The sequence below is a fragment of the Rhodococcoides fascians A44A genome (genome assembly GCF_000760735.1).
GTDB classification, from domain to species: Bacteria; Actinomycetota; Actinomycetes; order Mycobacteriales; family Mycobacteriaceae; genus Rhodococcoides; species Rhodococcoides fascians_E.
The window spans coordinates 830,076-852,442 of record NZ_JMEX01000005.1 but is presented as its reverse complement, the minus strand read 5'-3'; the positions used below and the strand labels follow the sequence as shown (position 1 = coordinate 852,442).

At 65.0% G+C, this 22,367-nt stretch carries 21 protein-coding genes and 1 tRNA gene; 10 read left to right on the top strand and 12 right to left on the bottom strand.

Annotated features, from left to right (window positions below):
• Position 1 precedes the first annotated feature (1 nt).
• Positions 2–385 (bottom strand): DoxX family protein, encoded by a 384-nt coding sequence (locus tag BH95_RS07805; protein ID WP_037181519.1) that lies wholly within the window; start codon positions 383–385, stop codon positions 2–4.
• A 148-nt stretch (positions 386–533) separates the two neighbouring features.
• Between BH95_RS07805 and BH95_RS07800 the strand changes: the two genes are divergently transcribed.
• Together BH95_RS07800 and nudC are read left to right on the top strand one after the other, a co-directional pair.
• The gene (locus BH95_RS07800; protein ID WP_026347941.1) at positions 534–1,601 is read left to right on the top strand and encodes a potassium channel family protein; all 1,068 of its coding nucleotides are present in this window, start codon (positions 534–536) and stop codon (positions 1,599–1,601) included.
• Positions 1,602–1,665: 64 nt separating this feature from the next.
• A complete protein-coding gene (gene nudC, locus BH95_RS07795) occupies positions 1,666–2,571 on the top strand; it encodes an NAD(+) diphosphatase (RefSeq protein ID WP_208601147.1) in 906 nt (301 codons plus the stop codon).
• 43 nt (positions 2,572–2,614) lie between these two features.
• Here nudC and BH95_RS07790 read toward each other — a convergent pair whose 3' ends face one another.
• On the bottom strand, positions 2,615–2,887 hold the full coding sequence (locus tag BH95_RS07790) for a mycoredoxin (RefSeq protein WP_026347939.1): 273 nt from the start codon (positions 2,885–2,887) through the stop codon (positions 2,615–2,617).
• 109 nt (positions 2,888–2,996) lie between these two features.
• Here BH95_RS07790 and BH95_RS07785 point away from each other — a divergent pair, with 109 nt between their 5' ends.
• From BH95_RS07785 to BH95_RS07775, 3 genes are all read left to right on the top strand, one after another.
• Positions 2,997–5,123 carry an ATP-dependent DNA helicase UvrD2 gene (locus BH95_RS07785; RefSeq protein ID WP_037181517.1) on the top strand — a complete coding sequence of 709 codons (2,127 nt, stop codon included), beginning with the start codon at positions 2,997–2,999 and terminating at the stop codon, positions 5,121–5,123.
• Between the two features lie 130 nt (positions 5,124–5,253).
• A complete protein-coding gene (locus BH95_RS07780; protein WP_230594153.1) occupies positions 5,254–5,559 on the top strand; it encodes a hypothetical protein in 306 nt (101 codons plus the stop codon).
• A gap of 277 nt (positions 5,560–5,836) precedes the next feature.
• Complete coding sequence (locus BH95_RS07775) at positions 5,837–6,100, top strand: WhiB family transcriptional regulator (RefSeq protein WP_170947480.1); 264 nt, start codon at positions 5,837–5,839, stop codon at positions 6,098–6,100.
• A 75-nt stretch (positions 6,101–6,175) separates the two neighbouring features.
• On the opposite strand, the gene BH95_RS07770 is transcribed toward BH95_RS07775, so the two are convergent.
• The 3 genes from BH95_RS07770 to BH95_RS07760 form a co-directional block, all read right to left on the bottom strand.
• A complete protein-coding gene (locus BH95_RS07770; protein ID WP_019666054.1) occupies positions 6,176–7,492 on the bottom strand; it encodes an ABC1 kinase family protein in 1,317 nt (438 codons plus the stop codon).
• Between the two features lie 72 nt (positions 7,493–7,564).
• The gene (locus tag BH95_RS07765) at positions 7,565–8,446 is read right to left on the bottom strand and encodes a hypothetical protein (RefSeq protein WP_037181924.1); all 882 of its coding nucleotides are present in this window, start codon (positions 8,444–8,446) and stop codon (positions 7,565–7,567) included.
• 149 nt (positions 8,447–8,595) lie between these two features.
• Positions 8,596–10,038 (bottom strand): zinc-dependent metalloprotease, encoded by a 1,443-nt coding sequence (locus tag BH95_RS07760; RefSeq protein ID WP_037181516.1) that lies wholly within the window; start codon positions 10,036–10,038, stop codon positions 8,596–8,598.
• A gap of 215 nt (positions 10,039–10,253) precedes the next feature.
• On the opposite strand from BH95_RS07760, the gene BH95_RS07755 reads away from it, so the two are divergent.
• On the top strand, positions 10,254–11,276 hold the full coding sequence (locus tag BH95_RS07755) for a YlbL family protein (RefSeq protein ID WP_020112083.1): 1,023 nt from the start codon (positions 10,254–10,256) through the stop codon (positions 11,274–11,276).
• A gap of 10 nt (positions 11,277–11,286) precedes the next feature.
• On the opposite strand, the gene BH95_RS07750 is transcribed toward BH95_RS07755, so the two are convergent.
• Positions 11,287–11,892: a PPA1309 family protein gene (locus tag BH95_RS07750; protein ID WP_170947479.1), complete on the bottom strand. Its 606-nt coding sequence runs from the start codon at positions 11,890–11,892 to the stop codon at positions 11,287–11,289.
• Between the two features lie 227 nt (positions 11,893–12,119).
• Here BH95_RS07750 and BH95_RS07745 point away from each other — a divergent pair, with 227 nt between their 5' ends.
• A complete protein-coding gene (locus BH95_RS07745; RefSeq protein ID WP_026347936.1) occupies positions 12,120–15,098 on the top strand; it encodes a UPF0182 family protein in 2,979 nt (992 codons plus the stop codon).
• A 107-nt stretch (positions 15,099–15,205) separates the two neighbouring features.
• On the opposite strand, the gene BH95_RS07740 is transcribed toward BH95_RS07745, so the two are convergent.
• Entirely contained in the window at positions 15,206–15,808 is a 603-nt protein-coding gene (locus tag BH95_RS07740) for a transglycosylase family protein (protein ID WP_033190585.1), read from the bottom strand.
• A 520-nt stretch (positions 15,809–16,328) separates the two neighbouring features.
• On the opposite strand from BH95_RS07740, the gene BH95_RS07735 reads away from it, so the two are divergent.
• Together BH95_RS07735 and BH95_RS07730 are read left to right on the top strand one after the other, a co-directional pair.
• Positions 16,329–16,405: transfer RNA gene (locus BH95_RS07735), tRNA-Met, on the top strand.
• A 159-nt stretch (positions 16,406–16,564) separates the two neighbouring features.
• Positions 16,565–17,083 carry a heme-degrading domain-containing protein gene (locus tag BH95_RS07730; RefSeq protein ID WP_019666047.1) on the top strand — a complete coding sequence of 173 codons (519 nt, stop codon included), beginning with the start codon at positions 16,565–16,567 and terminating at the stop codon, positions 17,081–17,083.
• Here BH95_RS07730 and BH95_RS28710 read toward each other — a convergent pair.
• The 5 genes from BH95_RS28710 to BH95_RS07710 form a co-directional block, all read right to left on the bottom strand.
• A complete protein-coding gene (locus BH95_RS28710; protein ID WP_141216288.1) occupies positions 17,080–17,259 on the bottom strand; it encodes a hypothetical protein in 180 nt (59 codons plus the stop codon). The two genes, BH95_RS07730 and BH95_RS28710, sit on opposite strands and share 4 nt — an antisense overlap.
• A 109-nt stretch (positions 17,260–17,368) precedes the next feature.
• Entirely contained in the window at positions 17,369–18,640 is a 1,272-nt protein-coding gene (locus BH95_RS07725) for an RNA polymerase sigma factor (protein ID WP_037181515.1), read from the bottom strand.
• Between the two features lie 12 nt (positions 18,641–18,652).
• A complete protein-coding gene (locus BH95_RS07720; RefSeq protein ID WP_026347935.1) occupies positions 18,653–18,988 on the bottom strand; it encodes a YciI family protein in 336 nt (111 codons plus the stop codon).
• Positions 18,989–19,160: 172 nt separating this feature from the next.
• The gene (locus tag BH95_RS07715; protein ID WP_019666043.1) at positions 19,161–20,384 is read right to left on the bottom strand and encodes an acyl-CoA dehydrogenase family protein; all 1,224 of its coding nucleotides are present in this window, start codon (positions 20,382–20,384) and stop codon (positions 19,161–19,163) included.
• A 46-nt stretch (positions 20,385–20,430) separates the two neighbouring features.
• Positions 20,431–21,837, bottom strand: a complete 1,407-nt coding sequence (locus BH95_RS07710) for an acyl-CoA dehydrogenase family protein (protein ID WP_019666042.1) — start codon at positions 21,835–21,837, stop codon at positions 20,431–20,433.
• 123 nt (positions 21,838–21,960) lie between these two features.
• Here BH95_RS07710 and BH95_RS07705 point away from each other — a divergent pair, with 123 nt between their 5' ends.
• A complete protein-coding gene (locus BH95_RS07705; protein ID WP_019666041.1) occupies positions 21,961–22,329 on the top strand; it encodes a DUF1304 domain-containing protein in 369 nt (122 codons plus the stop codon).
• The last annotated feature ends 38 nt before the right edge of the window (positions 22,330–22,367 follow it).

Below are 22,367 nucleotides of genomic sequence, written 5' to 3'. Positions count from 1 at the left end.
GTCAGGACAGTCGTCGTACCTTCAGGGCTTCGGTCACCAGTGGAATCTGGAGCGGAAGACGGGCCAGCACAGCGGCTTTGACGGCGGGGGAGGTCTTGGGGTTGCTCACGAACCTGCGCGCCATGTCGATGTTCGCGGGAAACACCGCGATGAAGAGCGCTGCAGCGAGCCCGCCACCGAGGCGCCGTGTCGCCGGAACGGCCACTGCACCGGCCACGGCGAGCTCGGCGATTCCCGACACCTGCGTATACGTGCGCGCCTTGCCCGGAAGAGCGCGGGGTACCTGCATGTCGAAGAACTGGGGGGTGACGAAGTGGAGGACCCCCGCGCCGCCCAGAAGAACGGCGAGTCGTGCGGCCGCGGCGTGACTCGTGCGCTGTGTCATGGCTACACCGTGCCACAAGCGGCGACGACAGTGGTCGACGCGTCGGCACGAGCGAAATCGCGGATTGGGGTTAGGCTGCCAGCCGGACCGTTGCGGTGAACGAACGGGCTGCGACGAGTGCAGATGCGACGAGAGCAGAGAAGGAAACGTGGCTGGTAGATTGCGTGCCCGCTTGAGTGCGGGCGACACGCTGACCGACAAGCCGGACTTCGCGTTGGTGGGTGTTCTGCGAGTTCCGGAGTTGCAGAGCAGCCCGTGGCGCGCGATCTATCGGCGCATCCTCATCGCGCTCGCGGCCTTGCTGCTGGCCGCGGTGATCGTGTACCTGGACCGCGACGGGTATCGGGACGCTCAGGACAACGAACTGTCCTTCCTCGATGCGCTCTATTACGCGACGGTCTCGTTGTCCACGACCGGATACGGCGACATCACTCCGATCGCGCCGTCGGCCCGCCTCGTCAACATTCTGGTGATCACACCACTTCGAATCTTCTTCCTCATCTTGTTGGTCGGCACGACGCTCGCGGTTCTCACGGAGCGTTCCCGGCAGGCATTCAAAATTCAGCGATGGAGGCGCAGCGTGCGCAATCACACCGTGGTCATCGGTTTCGGAACGAAGGGCCGCACCGCGGTCGACGCCATGCTCGGGGACGGTGTTCCCGCGTCGGAGATCGTCGTCGTGGACACGGACCAGACGGTCCTCGATTCCGCGTCCAACATGGGGTTGGTCACGGTGCACGGTTCCGCGACCAAGTCGGACGTGTTGCGATTGACCGGCGCGCAGCACGCCGCAGCGATCATCGTCGCCACCAACCGCGACGACACCGCGGTGCTGGTGACGCTCACCGCGCGCGAGATCGCGCCGAAGGCCAAGATCGTCGCGTCGGTACGAGAGGCCGAGAACACTCACCTGGTTCGGCAGTCGGGTGCGGACTCGGTGGTGGTGTCCTCGGAGACCGCAGGACGTCTGCTCGGCATCGCTACCTCGACGCCGAGCGTGGTGGAGATGATCGAGGATCTCCTGACGCCGGAGGCCGGATTCGCTGTCGCCGAGCGCGAAGTCGAGCGCGACGAGGTGGGCGGGTCGCCGCGACACCTCACCGACATCGTGTTGGGCGTCGTGCGCGGAGGCAAGCTGTACCGCGTCGGATCGCCCGAGGTCGACGCCGTCGAGGCATCGGATCGTCTGCTCTACATCCGCCGCGTAGGGGAGTGAACGCGCGGACGATCCAGTCCACGCGGTCGGACGAGGGTCCGAGCGGGCGCAGTAGGGTTCAGTGGTGCCACGATTCGAACTCGCTTCTCCACCGTTGTTGTCCCGCTCGCCACTCGATCGAGCCGAGGAACTTCGAAAGAACACCGACGCGCTGCGCAGCGGCTGGCCGACGGCGAAGGTACTGCAGGTCGATCACCGGGGAAGGCTCCGGGTCGAGGGCGATTCTCTGGTGTACGTCGATGCGACGGACCTCGGTTCGGAACCCGCGCTGGACGCCGTGTTTCTCGGCATCGACGACGGACGTCATCTGTGGGCGCAGCGCGTCGGGGCTCTGACCGGCGAGCTGGGGGACCTTCGGACCATCGGTGAGCGTCTGGACGCGACCCAGCTGTCGATCCTGACGAGCGCGCTCGCGATCCTGAACTGGCATGCGAGTGCAAGCTTCAGTGCGCTCGACGGCGCAGCGACGACTCCGTCGGCGGCCGGGTGGTCGCGTGTCAGCACGTCCAACGGCCACGAGCAGTTTCCCCGCACGGACCCCGCGGTCATCTGCCTCGTGCACGACGGAGCGGACAAGGTCCTCCTGGCCCGGGCTCCGGCGTGGCCGGAGCGTCGATTCTCGGTCCTCGCGGGCTTCGTCGAAGCGGGCGAATCGCTCGAGACCTGCGTCCTACGGGAGATCCGCGAGGAAGTCGGCATCACCGTCTCCGACATCACGTACCTCGGCAGTCAGCCGTGGCCGTTTCCGCGGTCGGTGATGATCGGGTTCTCCGCCGTCGCCGATCCCGAGGTTCCGCTGAACTTCCTGGACGGTGAGATCGCCGAGGCGCACTGGTTCGACCGCAGCGAGGTCCGAGCGGCTCTCGAAGTCGGCGACTGGGCCGCCGACTCCGACTCACGGCTTCTGTTGCCGGGCTCGATCTCGATCGCCCGGGGCATGCTCGAAGCGTGGGCGGGCTCCGCCGGTTAGGTTGCGCAGCGTCGTTACCGCGTCCGACCCGCCACGCGTGGCATCAGAGTCCGAGTGCGCTCTTGACGGCGGCGAGTGACGGGTTGGTCGCGGTCGAGCCGTCGGCGTACAGAACGGTCGGGACGACGTGGTTGCCGCCGTTGACGCTGCCGACGAACTCGGCGGACTTCGGATCTTCCTCGATGTCGATCTCGGCGTACGCGATGCCGGCTTCGTCGAGCTGGGTCTTCAGACGCCTGCAGTAACCGCACCACGTCGTGGAGTAGACGGTCAGTGCCGCGGGGGACTCGGGTGCTGAGTTCTCGGTGGTAGTCACGAGACGATTCAACACCGATGCCGAATGTGTTGTTCCGTCGGTCGAGTGAGCACCGGCGGAGTCCGAGGCGGCAGACGGGATGACGGGTGTGTCGGCACCCCCTGACAAGATGGAGACCATGTCTGTGGATTCGATGACCGCCGGGTTGGATCCCGAACAGTCGGCCGCGGTGGCGGCCCCACGAGGCCCCGTCTGCGTTCTCGCCGGTGCCGGTACCGGCAAGACGAGGACGATCACGAGGCGCATCGCACACCTCGTCGACGCCGGTCACGTGTCGGCCGGGCAAGTCCTCGCAGTGACCTTCACGGCGAGGGCCGCGGGGGAGATGCGCGGCCGGTTGAGAGAACTGGGTGTCGGTGGTGAGGGCCCGTCCGTGCAGGCCCGCACGTTCCACGCTGCTGCGCTGAGGCAGCTGAAGTACTTCTGGCCTCAGGTGGTCGGGGACACGGGCTGGCAGCTTCTGGATCGGAAGTTCGCCCTGGTGAGCCAGTCGGCGCACCGCGCCGGAGTGTCCACGTCGACGGACTCCGTGCGCGATCTGGCCGGTGAGATCGAATGGGCGAAGGGCTCGTTGATCGCACCCGAGGACTACCCGGCAGTGGCCGCGCGGCTGCGCCGGGAGGTGCCGATCGATGCTGCGAAGGTCGCCTCGGTCTACGCCGGGTACGAGGATTTGAAGTCGCACGGCGGCGACGGAATGCTGCTGGATTTCGACGACCTGCTGCTGCACACCGCTGCTGCGCTCGAGGAGCATTCTGCCGTCGCCGACGAGTTCCGTGAGCGGTACCGCTGCTTCGTGGTGGACGAGTATCAGGACGTGACGCCTCTGCAGCAGCGAGTGCTCGATGCCTGGCTCGGCGAGCGTGACGACCTGACGGTCGTCGGTGATGCGAATCAGACGATCTACTCGTTCACCGGCGCGACCCCGCGATACCTACTTGATTTCTCGCGACGCTTTCCCGACGCCACCGTCGTGCGTCTCGAGCGTGACTACCGATCGACTCCCGAGGTGGTGTCGCTCGCCAACCGGGTGATCGGTGCAGCGCGCGGGCGGATCGCCGGGACTCGGCTGCAGTTGATCGGGCAACGCCCGGCAGGCCCAGAACCGGAGTTCTTCGAGTACGACGACGAGCCGGCCGAGGCCGACGGTGTCGCTCGGGCGATCAAGAGGTTGATCGGCAAGGGTGTCGCGCCCGCGGAGATCGCGGTGCTCTACCGCATCAACGCGCAGTCGGAGGCGCACGAGCAGGCTCTGACGGAGTTGCAGATTCCGTACCAGGTCCGTGGCGGCGAAGGGTTCTTCAACAGACCTGAAGTGCGGCAGGGTATTTCGACTCTTCGCAGCGCCGCCGGCAGGGAAGATCTGCCGGACGAGTCCAAGTGCGGCGACGGCCTGCCGTCGCTGGTGCGCGCTGTACTGGCGCCGCTCGGTTTGACGTCGACGGAGCCGACGGGTGCGCAGGCGCGGGAGAAGTGGGCATCGCTCGGCGGGCTGGTACAGGTCACCGAAGAATTGTTGGCGCAGGATCCGGCGCTGGATCTGGATCGTCTGCTCGGTGAACTGGCGGCCCGCGCCGAGGCGCGGCATCCACCGGTCGTCCAGGGTGTGACGTTGGCGTCGCTGCATGCAGCGAAGGGTCTCGAGTGGGACGCTGTCTTCATCGTCGGACTCGCCGACGGCACGCTGCCCATTTCGCATGCGCTCGGCAGCGACCCGAGTGCCAACAACGACGCCGCGATCGAAGAGGAACGGCGGCTGCTGTACGTCGGCGTCACTCGTGCGCGCGAGCATCTGCATCTGTCCTGGGCGCTCGCGCGCAACGAGGGCGGTCGCAAATCCAGGCGTCGGTCGCGTTTTCTCAACGGATTGATTCCCGAGGATTCACCCGCATCACGCATCGCCACTCCGACGACCAAGAAGTCCGGACCCAAGTGCAGGTTGTGCGGCAAACCGTTGATCGGAACGGCGGCGACCATGCTCGGTCGCTGCGAAAGTCACCCGACGGACGTCGATGTTGCTCTGCTCGATGCGTTGAAGGCATGGAGGTTGGACAAATCGCGGGAGCTGAAAGTGCCTGCCTACGTTGTCTTCAGCGATACGACGCTCACGGCAATCGCGGAGCAGCAACCACAGGACGACCGCGGTCTCGTGGCCATTCCCGGGATCGGCGCGAAGAAGTTGGAACGTTTCGGTGAGGACGTCCTGACCGTCGTGCGGGAATCATCGACCAATTGATGTAAAGCCGCAGGTAGAAAATAACTTGTGCAGTTTCGACCAACAGGTTTAGTCTGTTTTCACCGCTCGCGGGAGACCGCGTGCCACAGACATTGTCCGCATATCGATTCGGAAGTAGGAGGTGGAGAACATGAAGATTTTCAATTCGATCGTCACGAGCGCTGTCGCACCCGCGACCGACGCACGGCTGATGCACGTCCTCGGTAACTCCGCTCACTTCTCTTCCGCGTCGACGGGCGCGGCAGTGCGCGTCGCCGGAGCGCATCAGCTCGCGGCCGACGCAGCCTGCGCACCAGCAGCAGTCGTTCCAGCCGCTGCAGCGGCCGAAGCTTCTGCCGCCCAGTGGTTCGCCGCCAAGGCGTCCCCCGCAGCCCGCCGTCGCCGTACGGCAGTGGTGTCCGTGGTCGAAAGTCGGTATCGAGAGAAATCTCGGTAGAGCTTTCGACTTGCCTTACAGGCCACGGACCCGCATACGCGGACCGTGGCCTTTTTCGTTCGATGAGTCCCCTCGAATTCGAACTTCTCGGCCCGACCGGTTCGCTCAGATACCGAACAACCGTAAACACGCCGCACGAAAAGTAGAGGAGACCGACGTGTCAACCGCCACGATCCGGACGACATGCCGATACGAACGATCCGAACATGCTGCAACCGAGCGATACTCGGCCACGCACCTCGGCGACCAGGCGACCCCGGCCAGCGAGACCTCCTCGTTGGACACCCAGAATGCCGGCACCCTCGGCGACGAAGTGCCGTGCCGTGTGGCCGATCCGGATCTCTGGTTCGCCGAGACACCGGGAGAATTGGAGCGAGCAAAGGCGCTGTGCGCCGAATGTCCCATTCGGCGCACGTGTTTGAGTGCCGCACTCGACCGTGCCGAGCCATGGGGAGTATGGGGAGGTGAGATTCTCGATCAGGGAGTCGTCATCGCCCGCAAGCGCCCGCGTGGACGGCCGCGGAAGCAGCAGGTCGCGTGACCTGGATGCGATCCGGTGTTCGCCGTATCCATTGCACACCACGGGCGTATCCGCCCCGTTCTCGGACGAGACCGATCAGGTCTCGTCCGAGAACCCAGGCATCCACTCCGTCAGGATGGCCATGTACGGCGCGTAGGCATCCAATTGCGCGCAGATGCCCACGAGTCCGCCCAGCACCCTGAAGATCATGACCTGCTCGGCAGGCATGTTGAGCGCCCGCGCGGTCTTGAACTGCGCACTGTCGAATTCCGTTGCCGTACCAGCAGCTTTCTGCAGCCACGACCTGGTGAAGTGAAAAGAGTCGGTCCTGATCGGATCGGTGAACGGACGTAGGTAATCGGCAATCTCCCTCGCCGTCACCGTTCTACCTGGAATCACGAAACCACTGGCCGTACACAGTTCGACCAGTTCGTCGAACTTTTCTTCCCGCGCCAGCCTGACCATCCGGCCCAACACCGGCGGGAGGCCGTCGGGCATCGGTGCGGTGGCCCCGAAGTCGATCACACCGAGACGCCCGTCGGGCAGCATCATGAAGTTGCCGGGGTGCGGATCGGCGTGCAGCAGGCCCGCGAGTGCGGGCGCAGCGAACGCGAAAAGCACCAGAAGCTCACCCGCGGCATTGCGCTGCTCCACGGAACCGTCGGCGATGATCGACGACAACGAAGTACCGCTCATCCATTCGGTGACCAGCACCTTGGGTGCACTCGCCACCACGCGGGGCACAGCGAACCGGCTGTCACCGTCGAACGTCGACGCGAACACACGTTGGCTCGCCGCCTCGATCCGATAGTCCAGTTCGTCCTCCGTACGGGCGATCAACTCGTCGAGGACTGGTTTGACGTCGGCCCCGGTGAAGATCGCACTGAAGGTGTTGGCAAACCGCGACATCGTCTTCAGGTCGGCACGGAGCGCGTCGTCTGCACCCGGATACTGCACCTTCACAGCGACGTCTCGGCCGTCGGACCATACTGCACGGTGCACCTGCCCGATGCTCGCCGACGCGATCGGGGTGTCGTCGAACGAAGCGAACCGTGACCGCCAGGCGGTGCCCAGCTGCCTGTCCAGTACCCGGTGCACCTTCGCGGCGGGAAGCGGCGGAGCGTCTGCCTGCAGCTTGGTGAGAGCCTCGCGGTACGGTTCGGCGAACTCCTCCGGCACGGCGGCTTCCATCACGGACAACGCTTGCCCGAATTTCATTGCACCGCCCTTGAGCTCGCCCAGTACCGAGAACAACTGCTCGGCAGCTTTGGCGGCAAGATCGGAGTCGATCTCCTGGCGGTTCCCCCCGGCCAACTTCTTTCCGAAACCGACTGCAGCCCGACCGGCGATACCGATCGGGATGCGCGCGAGTTTGGCTGTCCGGGCCGAACCCCGGCGTGGAATGTCTGGCACGCCTCCATCATGTCGGACGGGACGACATTCTGCCGAGACTGCAGGCCACAGCGCCTGTGTTCGCGTCGTTCGTCACACGGCACAATCGCAGTGCGGATGACGAGTCCACCGACGCCGTTCGATGACGTGCGAGCCGAGGTCGATCTCGACGGTCGTGTCGATCAACGACGGTCGACGGTCGCGGACGAACTGGTGTATCTGTCCGAGAACGACCGCCGCGGCTGCCAGGACGGTGGGTTTGTCCGCATGCCCGACGCTGCCGAGGAGCTGCGCGGAGATGTGCGGCCACTGTGGGTCGAGGCCGCCTCTGGTCAGGTCGGCGCACCGGAGACAACTCGTCGTCCCCGGAATGACGAACGGACCGACCACGCCCGTGCCGTCGCGCAACCGAACCTGCACGTGCGGTGTTCTGGCGCGAACCAGCTCGGTCACGAGATGTGGATCAGGGGCCAGGTCGTCCGTGAGAACCGCGACATCGCCGGCCGTGATGGCGGAGCCCGCGACTTTGCCCGCCCCCGACGAGGAACGCCGGACCGTGATCGAGGACGACGTCGGGAGGACCGCGACGACAGCGTCGGCCAGCGGCCCGCGTCCGACGACGTGCACCACGGTCTGCGTCGTTCCCTCGGGAACGTGAGGCCGCGAACGCCCTTCGACCAACAGTTCTGCCTCGACGAGCTCGGCCAGCAGTGTGGACATCGCATTGGCGGACATCCCGACGGTGCCCGCGTACCAGATCGTGTGGGCTCTCGAATGAACTCCGTCGAGCCGACGCAATAGATCGACGAGGACGTCGTACTCGACACCCGGCGGAGGCGTGACGACGAACGACCGATCCGGATTCCACCCGAGTCGGATCGTGCCGTCTCGTTGCGAGAACACCGGTACGTCGAGCCTGGGCCGCCGCAGCATCGGGACCGGCTGGGCAGGATGGGGTGATTCCTGGGCGGACATGGACGCAGAGTCGCACACGACGCATTCCCGGCGACGGCGTCGAGGACGGGTTATCCACAGGCCGTCGGACGCCTCACCAGCGCGATCGAGACAAAACGAGGGATGCGCCGAAAATTTCGGCACACCCCTCGTCGACCGTGAATTCGGGATCAGCCGGTGCTGCCGGCGTCCCCGTCCTTCTTGTCCCCGTCCTTCTTGTCCCCGTCCTTCTTGTCCCCGTCGTCCGTGTCCGTCTCGTCCGACTTGTTCTTGGCTGCTCGTTCCTGAGCCTCCATGGCCTCGAGCTGAGCGATGGGGTCGTCGAAGGAGCTGGACCCTCCGCCGATGACGCCGTCGACGAACCCGGCCGGGTCGTCAAGATCGGACGACACCGGCAGGAGGTCCGGGTGGGCCCAGACGCCGTCGCGTCCCTCGATCCCTGCGGCGGTGGTGAGTCGACGCCACAGATCGCCTGCTTCGCGAACCTTGCGCGGACGAAGTTCGAGGCCCACGAGCGTCGCGAACGTCTGCTCGGCCGGTCCACCGGATGCACGTCGGCGACGAATGGTTTCCGCGAGCGCCACGGCGCCGGGCAGCCTGTCCCCGAGGGCTTCGGAGACGACCGTCTCCACCCAGCCTTCGACGAGGGCGAGCAGAGTCTCGAGTCGTTCGAGCGCCTGCTTCTGTTCGGGAGTCGTCTGCGGCTCGAACGCGCCCTGCTGCAGAATCTCCTCGATCTTCGACGGATCGGTCAGCGACGCCGGGTCGAGGCCCGACGCGGCTTCCTCGATGGCCGAGAAGTCCATCCGGATACCGCGTGCGTACTCCTCGACCGTCGCCAGCACGCGCTGACGAAGCCACGGAACGTGGCTGTACAGGCGCTGGTGCGCAGCTTCGCGGGCTGCGAGGAACACCAGAACTTCACGTTCGGGTTGTTCCAACCCTTCGGTGAACGCCGTGATGGACTCGGGGAGAAGCGCGGACCCTCCGTTCGGTCCGAGGGGAATGCCGATGTCGGTCGACGTCAGAACCTCCTTGGACAGCTGCCCCAACGCCTGGCCGAGCTGGGAACCGAACGCCATGCCGCCCATCTGCGTGAGCATCCCCATCATCGGTCCCGCCATCTGCTGCGCTTCGGCAGGCAGACCGGCAGTCCACATTCCGGAAATCTGCTCGGCCACCGGATCGCACAGCCTCTTCCAGGTGTCGATCGTGTTCTCCAACCAGTCGACCGGAGTCCACGCCGACGTCTTGGACGCACCAGCGGGAAGAGTCGTCGCGCCGTCGAGCCACAGTTCCGCGAGATGAGCGGCCTCGGAGACCGCGTCGGCCTTGCCCTTGCCGACGGGAGTGAAGTCCCCGATCTGCTGGCGTGCCAACTGCTTGGCCAGGTCGTAGTTGACCGGGCCCGCAGCGGAGCCACCGGCACCGGGCGCACCCATGCCGCTCAACATCTGCCCGAACTGGGTGAGCATCTGCCCCAGGGCCGCAGGATCGAAACCCTCGGTGCCGAAGCCGAAACCGCCGGGATTACCGCCGGAGCCCTCGCCACCGCTCTGATCCTTCTTCTTGTCCGGATCCTCGTCGGAGCCCTGAAAACCGAAATTGCTCATAAGTCAACGGTACAAGGCGAGGGCGCGAACAGCACCGCTGGTGATCACGCTTACGGCGAACGCTTTGAGTGGAGCCTGCGGAATGAACCAGGAGGCTGTGAGTGGAGCCTGCGGAATGAACGGGGAGGCTGTGAGTGGAGCCTGCGGAATGAACGTGGTGGGTTCTGACGGGGGTCTCACATCGTCGTCACAGTCGGCGGATCTATGTTTGTCGGGTGAATCGTCGGATTGCCACTCTTGTCGCCGCCCTCGTACCGGTTGTCGTGCTCGGTGTGGTCGGTACCGTCGTGACGGTTCCGTTCGCTGCGCTCGGACCGGGACCGACGTACAACACCCTTGGTGATGCGGACGGGGTTCCTGTCGTGCAGATCGACGGGACGGATGTCGATCCCACCACCGGGCATCTGAACATGACGACGGTGGCGGTGCGTGATCAGCTGAACATCTTCGAAGCGCTCGGTTACTGGGCGAGTGGACGGCAAGGGCTCGTCCCGCGCGAGGAGGTGTATCCGCCGAACAAGACGAAAGAAGAGGTCCAGGAAGGCAATCAGGCCGATTTCGAACAGTCCGAGAACAGTGCTCAGCTCGCGGCGCTGCACCATCTGGGACTGCCCGTTGTTCTCGTCGTCGGTTCGGTGGCGCCCGACGGTCCGGCCGCAGGCCTGTTGAACGAAGGTGAGCGGCTCGTGTCGGTGGCGGGGGAGCCCGTCGCTTCGGTCAGCGCTGTGCGTGAGTCGGTCAGTGCTCGCTCACCGGGGGAGTCCGTCGACATCGTCGTGGAGAAGGACGGTGCCACCCGGACCGAGTCGGTGGTGCTCGGTTCCCGTCCCGACGATGCGGAGTCCGGCTACCTCGGGGTCACACCTGCCGAGGAGCCCGACGTTCCGTTCACGGTCACGTTCAACCTGGCCGACGTCGGCGGGCCCTCGGCCGGTCTGATGTTCAGCCTGGCCGTCGTCGACAAGTTGAGTCCCGGCGAGCTGAGCAACGGCGATTTCGTCGCCGGGACCGGCACCATCGATTCGGCCGGAGCAGTCGGGCCGATCGGCGGCATTCCGTACAAGCTGATCGCTGCGCGTGAGGCCGGGGCGACGACGTTTCTGGTGCCGTCGCAGAACTGCGACGAGGCGTCGCAGAACGTTCCTGCCGGACTTCGTCTGGTCAAGGTCGACTCGCTCGACGGAGCCATCGACTCGCTCGATGCCCTCGGCCGTGGGGAAGACGCGCCCAGCTGCTGACGAACCGAGGTCAGTCGTCCTCGACGAGGTCGAATGTCGCGTGCAGGGCGGCGACGATGCCGGGTGCAAGGCCCTCGTAGAGCAGGAGCTCCACCGGGGCGAACGGATCCGCGTCCTCGTCGGGCTGCAACTGCAGAAGGGTCAGGGACGGACCGTCCTTGAGCACGGCTGCGATGAGCCTGCCGTCCTTGCGGTCGGGATGCGCATGGGCGGCGGCGCGGGCGGCGTCGTCGGCCGCGTCTCGGTCGGCGAGGAGTGGGACCAGTGCGTCGTCGAGTGCCGATTCCGCGGTGGGAGGCAGGACGACGATCTCCTGCACCAGTGCGCACCCGACGACACCGTCCGGCCACGTCGTGGTGGCCAGGAATTCGTCGAGCGCGGGCGATCCGCCGGTGATGTCCTCGGGTAGCGAGTGCTGCTGGATCGGGGTGAGCAACGCACCGTCGGCGAGGTCGTCGAGCAGTCCGGGTTCGGCGGCCGCCAGAAGTTCGGTGGGAACCAGCGCGAACAGCTGGGGGACCTGACCCCAGCCTTCACCGTCCACGAAGTCGGCGACCTCGCGCGCGCACCGCCCGAGAGCGGCACCGAGGGCATCGTTGTCGGCGTTGGGTTCCACGCCGTCACGGAACAGGTCGTCGCTGAAATCGCTCACCCGCCCATCTTCCCATTCCGCTGTTCGGCCGTCGCCGACCCATGGTCCGCGCGCGCAGGACGAAGGGGTGTCAGCGGCCGGTGCCGCCGTTCCGTACAGTGGTTCCCAAATCGGACAGGCGACGCACTCGGTGCGCCGTCGAACCCCATCAGCGATACCTAGGTGTATCGCCCGAAGTTGGAGTGTGGCACGTGGGCATGAGGGCCCCAACCGGTCTACCGTCGCTGTCGCGGCGCGGACGGATTCTACTTGTTCTGGCATTGGTCCTCGCAGCGTTGCTGCTTGTCGGCCCTCGCCTCATCGACACCTACACGAACTGGCTTTGGTTCGGGGAGGTCGGCTTTCGGCAGGTCTTCACGACCACGCTGCTGACGCGCGTCGTTCTGTTCCTGGTCGTCGGATTGTTCGTCGGCGCGGTGGTCTTCGCGTCGCTGCTGCTCGCGTACCGCAATCGGCCGGTGTTCGTTCCGGTCGCCGGTCCGAACGATCCGGTCGCCCGCTATCGCACCACGGTGATGAGCCGTCTGCGCCTGTTCGGTATCGGAATACCGTTGGCGTTCGGCATCATCTCGGGACTGATCGCGCAGACCAACTGGGTGACGGTCCAGTTGTTCCTCAACGGTGGCGAATTCGGAATCACCGACCCACAGTTCAACTTGGACTACGGCTTCTACTCGTTCGATCTGCCGTTCTACCGATTCATCCTGAACTGGCTGTTCGTCGCGACGCTGATCGCATTCTTCGCAAACCTGCTCACGCAGTACGTCTTCGGCGGAATCCGGCTGGCGGGTCGTGAGGGCGCTCTGACCCGCGCGGCGCGCATCCAGCTCGCGGTGCTCGCCGGATCGTTCGTGTTGTTCAAGGCGATCGCGTACTGGCTGGACCGGTACTCGCTGCTGTCCAGCGGTCGCAAAGAACCCATCTTCACCGGTGCCGGCTTCACCGACATCAACGCGGTGCTTCCTGCCAAGCTGATCCTGCTCGCCATCGCGTTGATCTGTGCTGCAGCCTTTTTCGCCGCGATCTTCCTCCGTGATCTGCGTGTTCCCGCTCTCGCGACGGCACTCCTGGTGTTGTCCTCCATTCTCGTCGGCGCGGTCTTCCCGCTGCTGATGGAGCAGTTCTCGGTCCGACCGAACGCGGCCGAGAAGGAGCGTACGTACATCGAGCGCAACATCGCCGCGACACGTGACGCGTACGGCATCGGTGACGATCAGGTGGAGTACCAGCCGTACTCGGGAGAAGGCTCGCAGAATCCGCGCGAGAGCGACGCGGACATCACGACCATCGCCAACACTCGTCTTCTGGATCCGAACGTGCTGTCTCGCACGTTCACCCAGCAGCAGCAGCTGAAGAACTTCTTCGGCTTCCCGTCGACCCTGGACGTCGACCGTTACGAGATCGACGGCCAGCTCCAGGACTACATCGTCGCCGCCCGTGAGCTGTCGCCGGAGTCCCTGACCGGTAACCAGACCGACTGGATCAACCGCCACACGGTCTACACCCATGGAAACGGCTTCGTCGCCGCGCCGGCCAATCGCGTCAACGCGGCCGTCGAGGATCCGACAGCAGAGGGTGCCACCAGCAACAGCGGCTACCCGATCTACACCGTCAGCGACATCGCCTCGCAGGGCCAGGATCAGGTCATCCCGGTCGATCAGCCTCGCATCTACTACGGCGAGGTGATCGCCCAGGCCGACCCGGATTACGCCATCGTCGGCGCGACGGGCGCCGGTGACCGTGAATACGACACGGACGATTCCAACTACACCTACACCGGTGCGGGCGGCGTCTCGGTCGGCAACTGGTTCAACCGTCTCGCCTTCGCGGCGAAGTATGCCGAGCGCAACATTCTCTTTTCGGGCGCCATCGGTGACGACTCCAAGATCATCTTCAACCGCGATCCTCGGGACCGCGTCCAGAAGGTGGCCCCGTGGCTGACGACCGACACGGACTCCTACCCGGCGGTCGTGGACGGCAAGATCGTCTGGATCGTCGACGGTTACACCACGTTGGAGAACTTCCCGTACGCGCAGCGGGCGTCGCTGGACGGTCTGACCGCGGACAGCATCGAGCCCACGACCGGCAGGCCGCTCCCGCGCGAGGAAGTGTCCTACATCAGGAACTCGGTCAAGGCCACCGTCGACGCATACGACGGCACCGTGACGCTCTACCAGGTCGACGACACCGACCCGGTGTTGAAAGCGTGGATGGGTGTGTTCCCGGATTCGGTTCAGCCGGAGTCGGATATTTCGCCGGAGCTTCGGTCGCACTTCCGCTACCCGGAGGATCTGTTCAAGATCCAGCGCGAGATGCTGGCCAAGTATCACGTCGACAACCCCAGTGAGTTCTTCACCAACAACGCGTTCTGGTCGGTTCCCAGTGATCCGACGGTGGACGGCGGAACGGACTTGAATCAGCCTCCGTACTACGTGCTGATCGGTGATCCGGAGACCGGTGAACCGTCGTTCCGTCTGACCAGTGCGATGGTCGGGTTCAACCGTGAACTTCTCTCCGCGTACATCTCGGTGCGTTCGGATCCGGAGAACTACGGAAAGTTCACGGTGCTGCAGCTACCGACCAACACGCAGACGCAGGGTCCACAGCAGGCGCAGAACTCGATGACATCGGATTCGCGCGTGGCCTCGGACCGGACGCTTCTTCAGCAGTCCAACACGATTCAGTACGGCAACCTGCTGACCCTGCCCATCGCGAACGGCGGCATTCTGTACGTCGAACCGCTGTACACCGAGCGCAACACGGCGTCGACGTCGACGTTCCCACAGTTGACCAGGGTTCTCGTCAGCTACCGCGAGCCCGGTTCGGGAGGCGGCGTCCGCGTCGGGTACGCCGCAACGTTGTCCGAGGCCTTGGACCAGGTCTTCGGATCGGGTACAGGTACCGCGGCGACGGCACCGGGAGGTGACGCCGCGGATCCGCAGTCGACGGCAGAAGCGCCCGACACTGCGAACGGCACCGAGCAGGGAACGGCGCCGGCACCGGCGACGACGCCGCCGGCAACCGGTGGTCAGCCATCGGCCGCGGAGGTGCAGCGTCTGAACTCTGCTCTGGCCGACGTCAGGTCTGCGCAGCAGAGCGGCGACCTGGGTCGTCTGGGTGACGCGTTCGATGCCCTTCAACAGGCCATCGACGCGTACAACGCCAACTGACCGTGTACTGATCCGGCAGCCGCACACACGAAGGCGCCCGCATCGCTTCTCTTCCTGAAGCGGTGCGGGCGCCTTCGTGTGTCAGCAGGTCAATCCTGCGGACGGATTCAGCGTCCGATCGACGCGAGAACCGGGTTGGTGCTGACGAGCTGCTCGAACTGAGCGCTCAGGCCGTACTGGTCTGCGATGCCCTTCGCGGCGTCGAAGCCCTGCTTGGCTGCTGCGGTTGCCTGATCGACAGCCTGCTGCGCCGGTGCCTGGAACTCCGGCGCGACCGGAAGTGCCGGTGCTGCGGGAGCAGCGGGTGCCTCTTCGACAGCGGGTGCGGCCGGTGCAGCGGGGGCTGCCTCGGGCTCCGGGGTGGATGCACCGGTGGTGAGGTTCTGGCCGCAGACCGGCCATGCGCCGACACCCTGGCTCTGCAGCGTGTTCTCGGCAACGCGAATCTGCTCTGCCTTCGAGGCGTTGTGCGGCGATCCGGTGCCGCCGTTGGCGGTCCAGGTGCTCTGCGAGAACTGCAGGCCGCCGTAGTAACCGTTTCCGGTGTTGATGTTCCAGTTGCCGCCGCTCTCGCACTGTGCGACGCCGTCCCAGTTGTGCTCGGCTGCGCTGGCGGTGCCCACGGAAAGGCCGAGGGGAATCGCAACGACGGCGCCGGTGACGGCGGCCCATCCGAGTGCACGCTTGCCGAAATGAATTTCCTTGGTCATGCGGGGTGAATCCTCTCCGCGCTTGCCTGCGCAACCCAGCCAGGGGACGACGATCGTTCGTGATCGTCTCCAGGCACCGTGTACGAGAGGCCGGCGCGAGGACTCGGTGCGCGGCGTCGTACGTGTTGCGGCTCTGCCCCCGTGCGTATCGGGGAACCGTTCCCCGCGGGGCAGAGCGATGCAGCGGCGGGGGCGGTACTGACCCTGCGTTGTAGGGCCGACCGTGAAGGTAGTCGAGGATCGTCGTGACGTCACACAAAGAATTCGGGAACCCACTGTCCACCATGTGAGACGGATATTGGTGAAATCGCAGGTGGGACGGCCTTGGAATGCATTCGAGTCTCGTTCGTTACATAGCTGTTATGTGTGATGTCTCACGTGGTTTGTGTGGTCCAGCGCACTGGTTTCGGCCGCTTTTTCCGGTAATTCGCATGTCGAACGACGCAACGGTGTAGTTGTCGACGGCTGTGCACGTGATTTGCATCCGGCGGACACCTTCGGGTAACTTCATCTCTTGCAACGCGGGGTGGAGCAGCTCGGTAGCTCGCTGGGCTCATAACCCAGAGGTCGCAGGTTCAAATCCTGTCCCCGCTACCAAAGTAAGAACCCGGCACCGTTCGACGGTGCCGGGTTCTTTGCTGTGTACCCGAGGTGAGCGCCCTTCTGCTCGCATTTACTCCACTCGGCCGGCCTTCAGTGCTCTTCCGGTAGTTTGTCAGGACATAAAGACTTAATGGTCCGCGACAGGAGACGGCAATGGCAGATGTGAACGAGGAACAGGCACGGTGGGCCGCTGTGCATGCGCGAGTCGTGGAGCAGGAGAAGCTGATCGGCTTCGAGCGCTTCGACTACGACGATGCCTGGGCTGTCGGATCTGCCTTGGTTGCCGCAGCCCGAGGCACGGGGTTGCCGATAGTCGTATCGATCGTGTTCGGCGAGCAGCGGGTTTTTCACGCGGCCGTCGCCGGCAGCACGGCCGTGAACGACGACTGGGTCGGCTACAAGATCAACACCGTTCGCCGACACAATTTTTCGTCGTACGGGGTAGGCAGTCAGTATCGATCGGAAGGTCGGGACTTCGACGCGGAATCGCGGTACGACAACAGTCGATACGCAGCAGCAGGCGGAGCTGTTCCCATTCGAGTAGCGGGGTCACTCATCGGCGTCATCGGGATTTCGGGCCTGCCGGAAGCCGACGACCATCAGATGGTCGTCGACGCCCTTGCTTCGCATCGATCGCGCGCGATCCCGGCCGAACTGCGGGTCGGCAACTAGCTCGAGGAATCCGATTCCGTGCTCGCTGCGGACGATTCATCCGTCTCGTCCGCGGTGAGGTCGACGGTATCGACCCCCTCGAGAGCCGTGAGCTCCTGTTCGGCCTCGGCGATGAGTCCCTTGGCTTCGTCCTTGATCTTCTTCGCCCACTCGGACATCGTTGCCCTCACTTCCATCGAATATCGATTCCTGCAGTCCTCTCAGTCTATGAGTGTCGGTTCCGGCCCCGAGCGGGCAGCGTCGGACTCGTCCATCCGACAGTGACCCTGCAGTCCGTTTCGGGCATCACGAGCCCGCGGCCTCCCGAGCTTCGTCGGCCCGCCGTCGGAGGTAATCGCGCTCGGGTATCGACCCGGCAGTCGCGCACGCGCGCTCGAAACAGGTCGCTGCGTCCGACGATGCACCGAGGCGGCTGAGTACGTCGCCGCGAGCAGCGTGATACGGCGAGTAGGCCTGCAGGGCGGGTTCGTCGGCCAACGCGTCGAGCTCCATCAGCCCAGCGACCGGCCCGTCGCGCACCGCAATTGCGGCTGCTCGGTTCACAGCGACGATGGGAGACGGGGCGAGCGACATCAACACGCCGTACAGCTCCACGATCTGCGCCCAATCGGTGGTCTCCCACGTTTCCGACTCTACGTGGAGGGCTGCAATTGCGGCCTGTACCGAATAGGGGCCGGCGGCTACGCCCGTCAGCGCCCGCACGGTCAGGTCGGCTCCCTCGCCGATCATCTCCCGATCCCACCGGGCCCGGTCCTGCTGGTCGAGCATCACGAGCGTTCCGTCGCCGTCCACTCGTGCCGCAGAGCGTGCGTGAACCGACAACATGAGCGCCAGCAATCCCGTCACTTCCCGTTCGCGGGGCAGCAGTGCCTGCAGGATACGGGCGAGCCGGATTGCCTCGTCGGCAAGATCGACACGGACCAGGTCGTCACCGCTCGACGCCGCGTACCCCTCGGTGAAAATCGAATACACGACCTGCAGCACCACCGTCAGTCTGGCGGGCAGCTCGTCGGGGCCGGGTATTCGAAACGGAACCCGGGCCTCTCGGATCTTCTTCTTGGCCCGTGAGATTCGCTGACCCGCAGTCGATGACGGGATCATGAAAGCCCGGGCCACCTCGGCGGTCGTGAGCTGCGCGAGGCAACGCAACGTGAGCGCAACTCGGTCGTCGACGTTCAGTGCTGGATGCGCGCACATGAAGAACATCTGCAGCCGTTCATCGGGCACGTCGTCGAAGGCGCCGGCCGCGAGCGACTCGGTTCGCTGCCCGATGCCTGCGCGATCCTGCTCGATCTGAAGTATCGCCAGCTTGGTCGAGAGCGTCCGGTCTCTGCGGAGGCGATCGACCGCCCTGCGCCTGGCCGTGGTCAACAGCCAGGCGCCAGGTTTCGTGGGTACTCCGTCGATCGGCCAACGCTGCAACGCAACCTCGATCGCTTCCGAGGTGACTTCCTCGGCCAGGTCGATGTCGCCGTAGCGGTGCACCATCGACGCCAGAAGTCGCCCGTGCTCCTCCCTGAAGACGTCCGAGAGGGAGGCGCGTACGTCGTCGGACACGGCGTGACGCCGTCAGTACTCGGCGACAGGACGGACGACGACGGTGCCCCCGCCCTTGGAACCGGGGCACCGTGCGGCCCAGTCCAACGCGGCGTCGAGGTCGGGGACATCGATGATCTCGAAGCCCCCCAGAACCTCGCGGGTCTCCGCATACGGTCCGTCGGTGATGCTGCGTTCTCCGGACGAATCGACCTGCACGGTCGTCGCCGTCGTGAGGTCGGCCAGTGCGTGACCGGTGACCCATACGCCTGCGTCCTGCATCTCCTTGCCGTACTGCACCCAGTCCGACGGCGTGCATCCGTTGTCGAAATCGGCACGCGGTGCGTTGATCAGCAGCATGTACTTCATGGTGTCCTCCATCGAATTGCTCTTCTGTCTGCGTACATGATGACGACGAACGGGATACGCCGTCTTCGACACGACCCGAAGAAGTTTTTCGGTGGACACCCGATTCTTCCGTCGATACGCGACGTGGCCCCGCGAACCTCACGGTCCACGGGGCCACGTCGTCACAACTGCATCACTTCAGTTCGGCGGATGTCTTTCCGAGAACACGACGGGCGACGATCAACTGCTGAATCTGCTGGGTGCCTTCGAAGATGTCGAGAATCTTCGCGTCACGGCTCCACTTCTCGAGCAGAAGGCGCTCCGAGTAGCCGTAGCTGCCTGCCAGTTCGACGGCCTTGAGCGTGATGTCGGTGGCCGAGCGGCCGGCCTTCGCTTTGGCCATCGACGCCTGCAGCGAGTTCGGCTCCTTGTTGTCGGCCATCCACGCGGCCCGCAGCGCGAGCAGATGAGACGCCTCCCAATCGGCCTCGAGACGCAGGAACTCGGCTGCCGCGGCATGCTGACTGTAGGCGGGAGTGGTGTACGAGATCTCCACGCCGGCCTCGTCGAGGATGGAGCGCAGTTCTTCGAGGGCGGCACGAGCCACACCGATGGCCATACCTGCGACGAGCGGGCGAGTGTTGTCGAACGTCTGCATGACGCCCGCAAAACCCTTCTCGGTGTTCACCTCGGCGGAACCGAGGAGGTTGTCCTTCGGGATTCGGCAATCCTCGAGCAGGAGAGCGGCGGTGTCCGACGCCTTGATACCGAGCTTGTGCTCGAGCCGAGCAACACTCAGGCCCGGTGCGTCACGCGGTACGACGAAGGACTTGATCGCCGCGCGGCCCTTGGAACGGTCGACACTCGCCCACACCACGATGTGCGTCGAGCGTTCACCGGCGGTGACGTAGATCTTCTCGCCGTTGAGGACCCACTCGTCTCCGTCGAGCACCGCAGTCGTCGTCACGGCAGCGGAGTCCGAGCCGAAGCTCGGTTCGGTGATGGCCATCGATGCCCACACCTTGCCGAAGCGTTCGAGCTGCTCGTCGGTGGACACGGCCGCGATGGCGGAGTTGCCGAGGCCCTGGTACGGAATGGACAGTGTCAAACCGACATCGCCCCAGCAGGTTTCGATGACGTTGACCAACGCAGCCATGTTGCCGCCGTTGGCATTGGCGGTCTTGCTGGGCTTCGGAGCGCTCTCGCTGTCCTTCTCCCGGCCACCAGCGGCGCCGCCGACCTCGGTACCGGCGTCGGACATTCCCTCCACCATGGATGCCATGGTGTCGAGTTCGACGGGGTACTCGTGCTCGGCGAGGTCGTACTTGCGAGAGATCGGGCGGAAGATCTCGGCCGCAACCTGGTGAGCCTGATTCGCCTGTGCCCGAAGCTTCTTGGGAAGTTCTAGATTGATCATGAGTTCAGTCCTTGACCGATGAGTTGCCTACGAGGATGGGGGCGAATCAGATGAGGACGATGCCCTCGGTGACACCGACAGCGCGGAGATCGCGGTACCAGCGTTCGACCGGATGTTCCTTGGTGAATCCGTGTCCACCGAGCAACTGCACACCGTCGGAACCGATCTGCATGCCCTTCTCGGCGGCGAGGCGGCGGGCGAGTGCTGCTTCACGTGCGAACGACTTGCCCTGCTCGGCTCGCGATGCGCCGCGAAGAGTGACCAAGCGCAGCCCGTCCAGCTCGATCGCGATGTTGGCGACCATGAACGCAACCGCCTGGCGGTTGCTGATCGGCTCGCCGAACGCCTCGCGCTCGTTCACGTACGGGATCACGTAGTCGAGGACGGCCTGGCCTGCGCCGACTGCGAGAGCGGACCAGCCGAGCCGGGCAAGGCTGATGGCGTCGGCGTAGTCGAGTGCGCGCTGATCTGCGTCTCCATCACCGAGCAGTGCGGATTCCGGAACCGCGACGTCGGTCAGTACGAGTCGACCCAGTCCGGCGGCACGCAGACCCATGCTCGGATCGGCTTCGACGACGAGACCCTTGGTGTCGGACTCGACGATGAAGAACGCAGGCCTGCCTTCGAGTTCGGCGGCAACGACGAACAGTTCGGAGCTACCCGCCGCAGGCACGACGCTCTTGACGCCGTTGAGCTTGAATCCGCTGGGGGAGCGCACGGCCTTGGTCTGCAGAGCGAACGGGTCGAACAGTGCACGCGGCTCGTTGACCACGACGGCCGCACCCGGGACCTTCTCGCCGACGAACGCGGGCAGGTACGTCTTCTGCTGCGCGTCGGTGCCCCACTGCGTCAACGCGACCGCGACACCGCTCGGCGCGAGGATGGGAAGCGCGAGTCCGAGGTCGCCGTGGGCAAGCGCTTCCGCCACCAATGCGTTGGTGACGGCGCCACGCTCGGTGGCCGCGCCGTCGAGTTCTTCGGGAACGTTGATGAAGGTGATGCCGAGTTCAGCAGAGCGACGAACGAGATCCTCGGGCGACGATGCTGCCGCATCTGCGTCGTGCGCTGCGGGTCGGAGGATCTCCTCGGCGAACTCCTTGACGGTCTCGACGATCATGCGCTGTTCGTCGTCCGGAGTCAGGTCGAAGTAGTCGAGGTTCTTGACCGCGGCGTCCTCGAGGCGTTTCGGCTTGTCGCCTCCGGTGACCTTCGCGAACGTGCGGTTGGCGGCGCCGAGGGTCTTGAAACCCGTCTTGGTGCTCTCGTACGTCACGCGGTCGATGGTCTGGCGAAGGTTGTACTTCTCCGCGAGGTCGGACCCGGTGATTGCCGTGAGCACACGCATGGCGGTGCCGATGGCGTCTCGCTTGAACGGGTTGAGGCCAACTGCGGATGTATCGCGAGGCGCCTTGCGCTTCGTCTCGATGACACTGTCTTGCTTGCTCATGATCACCAGCTGTTTCTCGGCGTCGGGCTCGGACGGGATCTATCTTACTCCCGGGTAAGTTAGCTGTCTACTCCCGAGTAAGAAGTTGGCCCTTCGCGCACGTCACACCTGTTGTGGGAGCATTCGAGCATGCCTGTCATCGCTTCGATCTTCGCTGCCGTCGCCGCCGCGCTGCACGTGGTCATCTTCTTCATGGAATCCGTCGCGTGGACCAAGCCCGCCGTCTGGCGCAGATTCGGAGTCGCCAGTCAGGCCGACGCCGATGTGGTCCGCCCGATGGCCTTCAATCAGGGCTTCTACAACCTGTTTCTGGCAGTGGGAATCGTCGTGGGCCTGTTCCTCGGAGGCGACGCCGGGGACGCGATCGTCGTGTTCTCGTGCCTCAGCATCGTCGGTGCCGCGTTCGTGCTGGCCACCGGCGGGCGGAAGTACTTCCGCCCGGCCGTGATCCAGGGCATCACCCCGTTGTTGGCATTGCTGTTCGCAGCTTTCCTGTGAGTGGAAATGTCGCGTCTTCTGGTCGCTCCGCAGGCTCC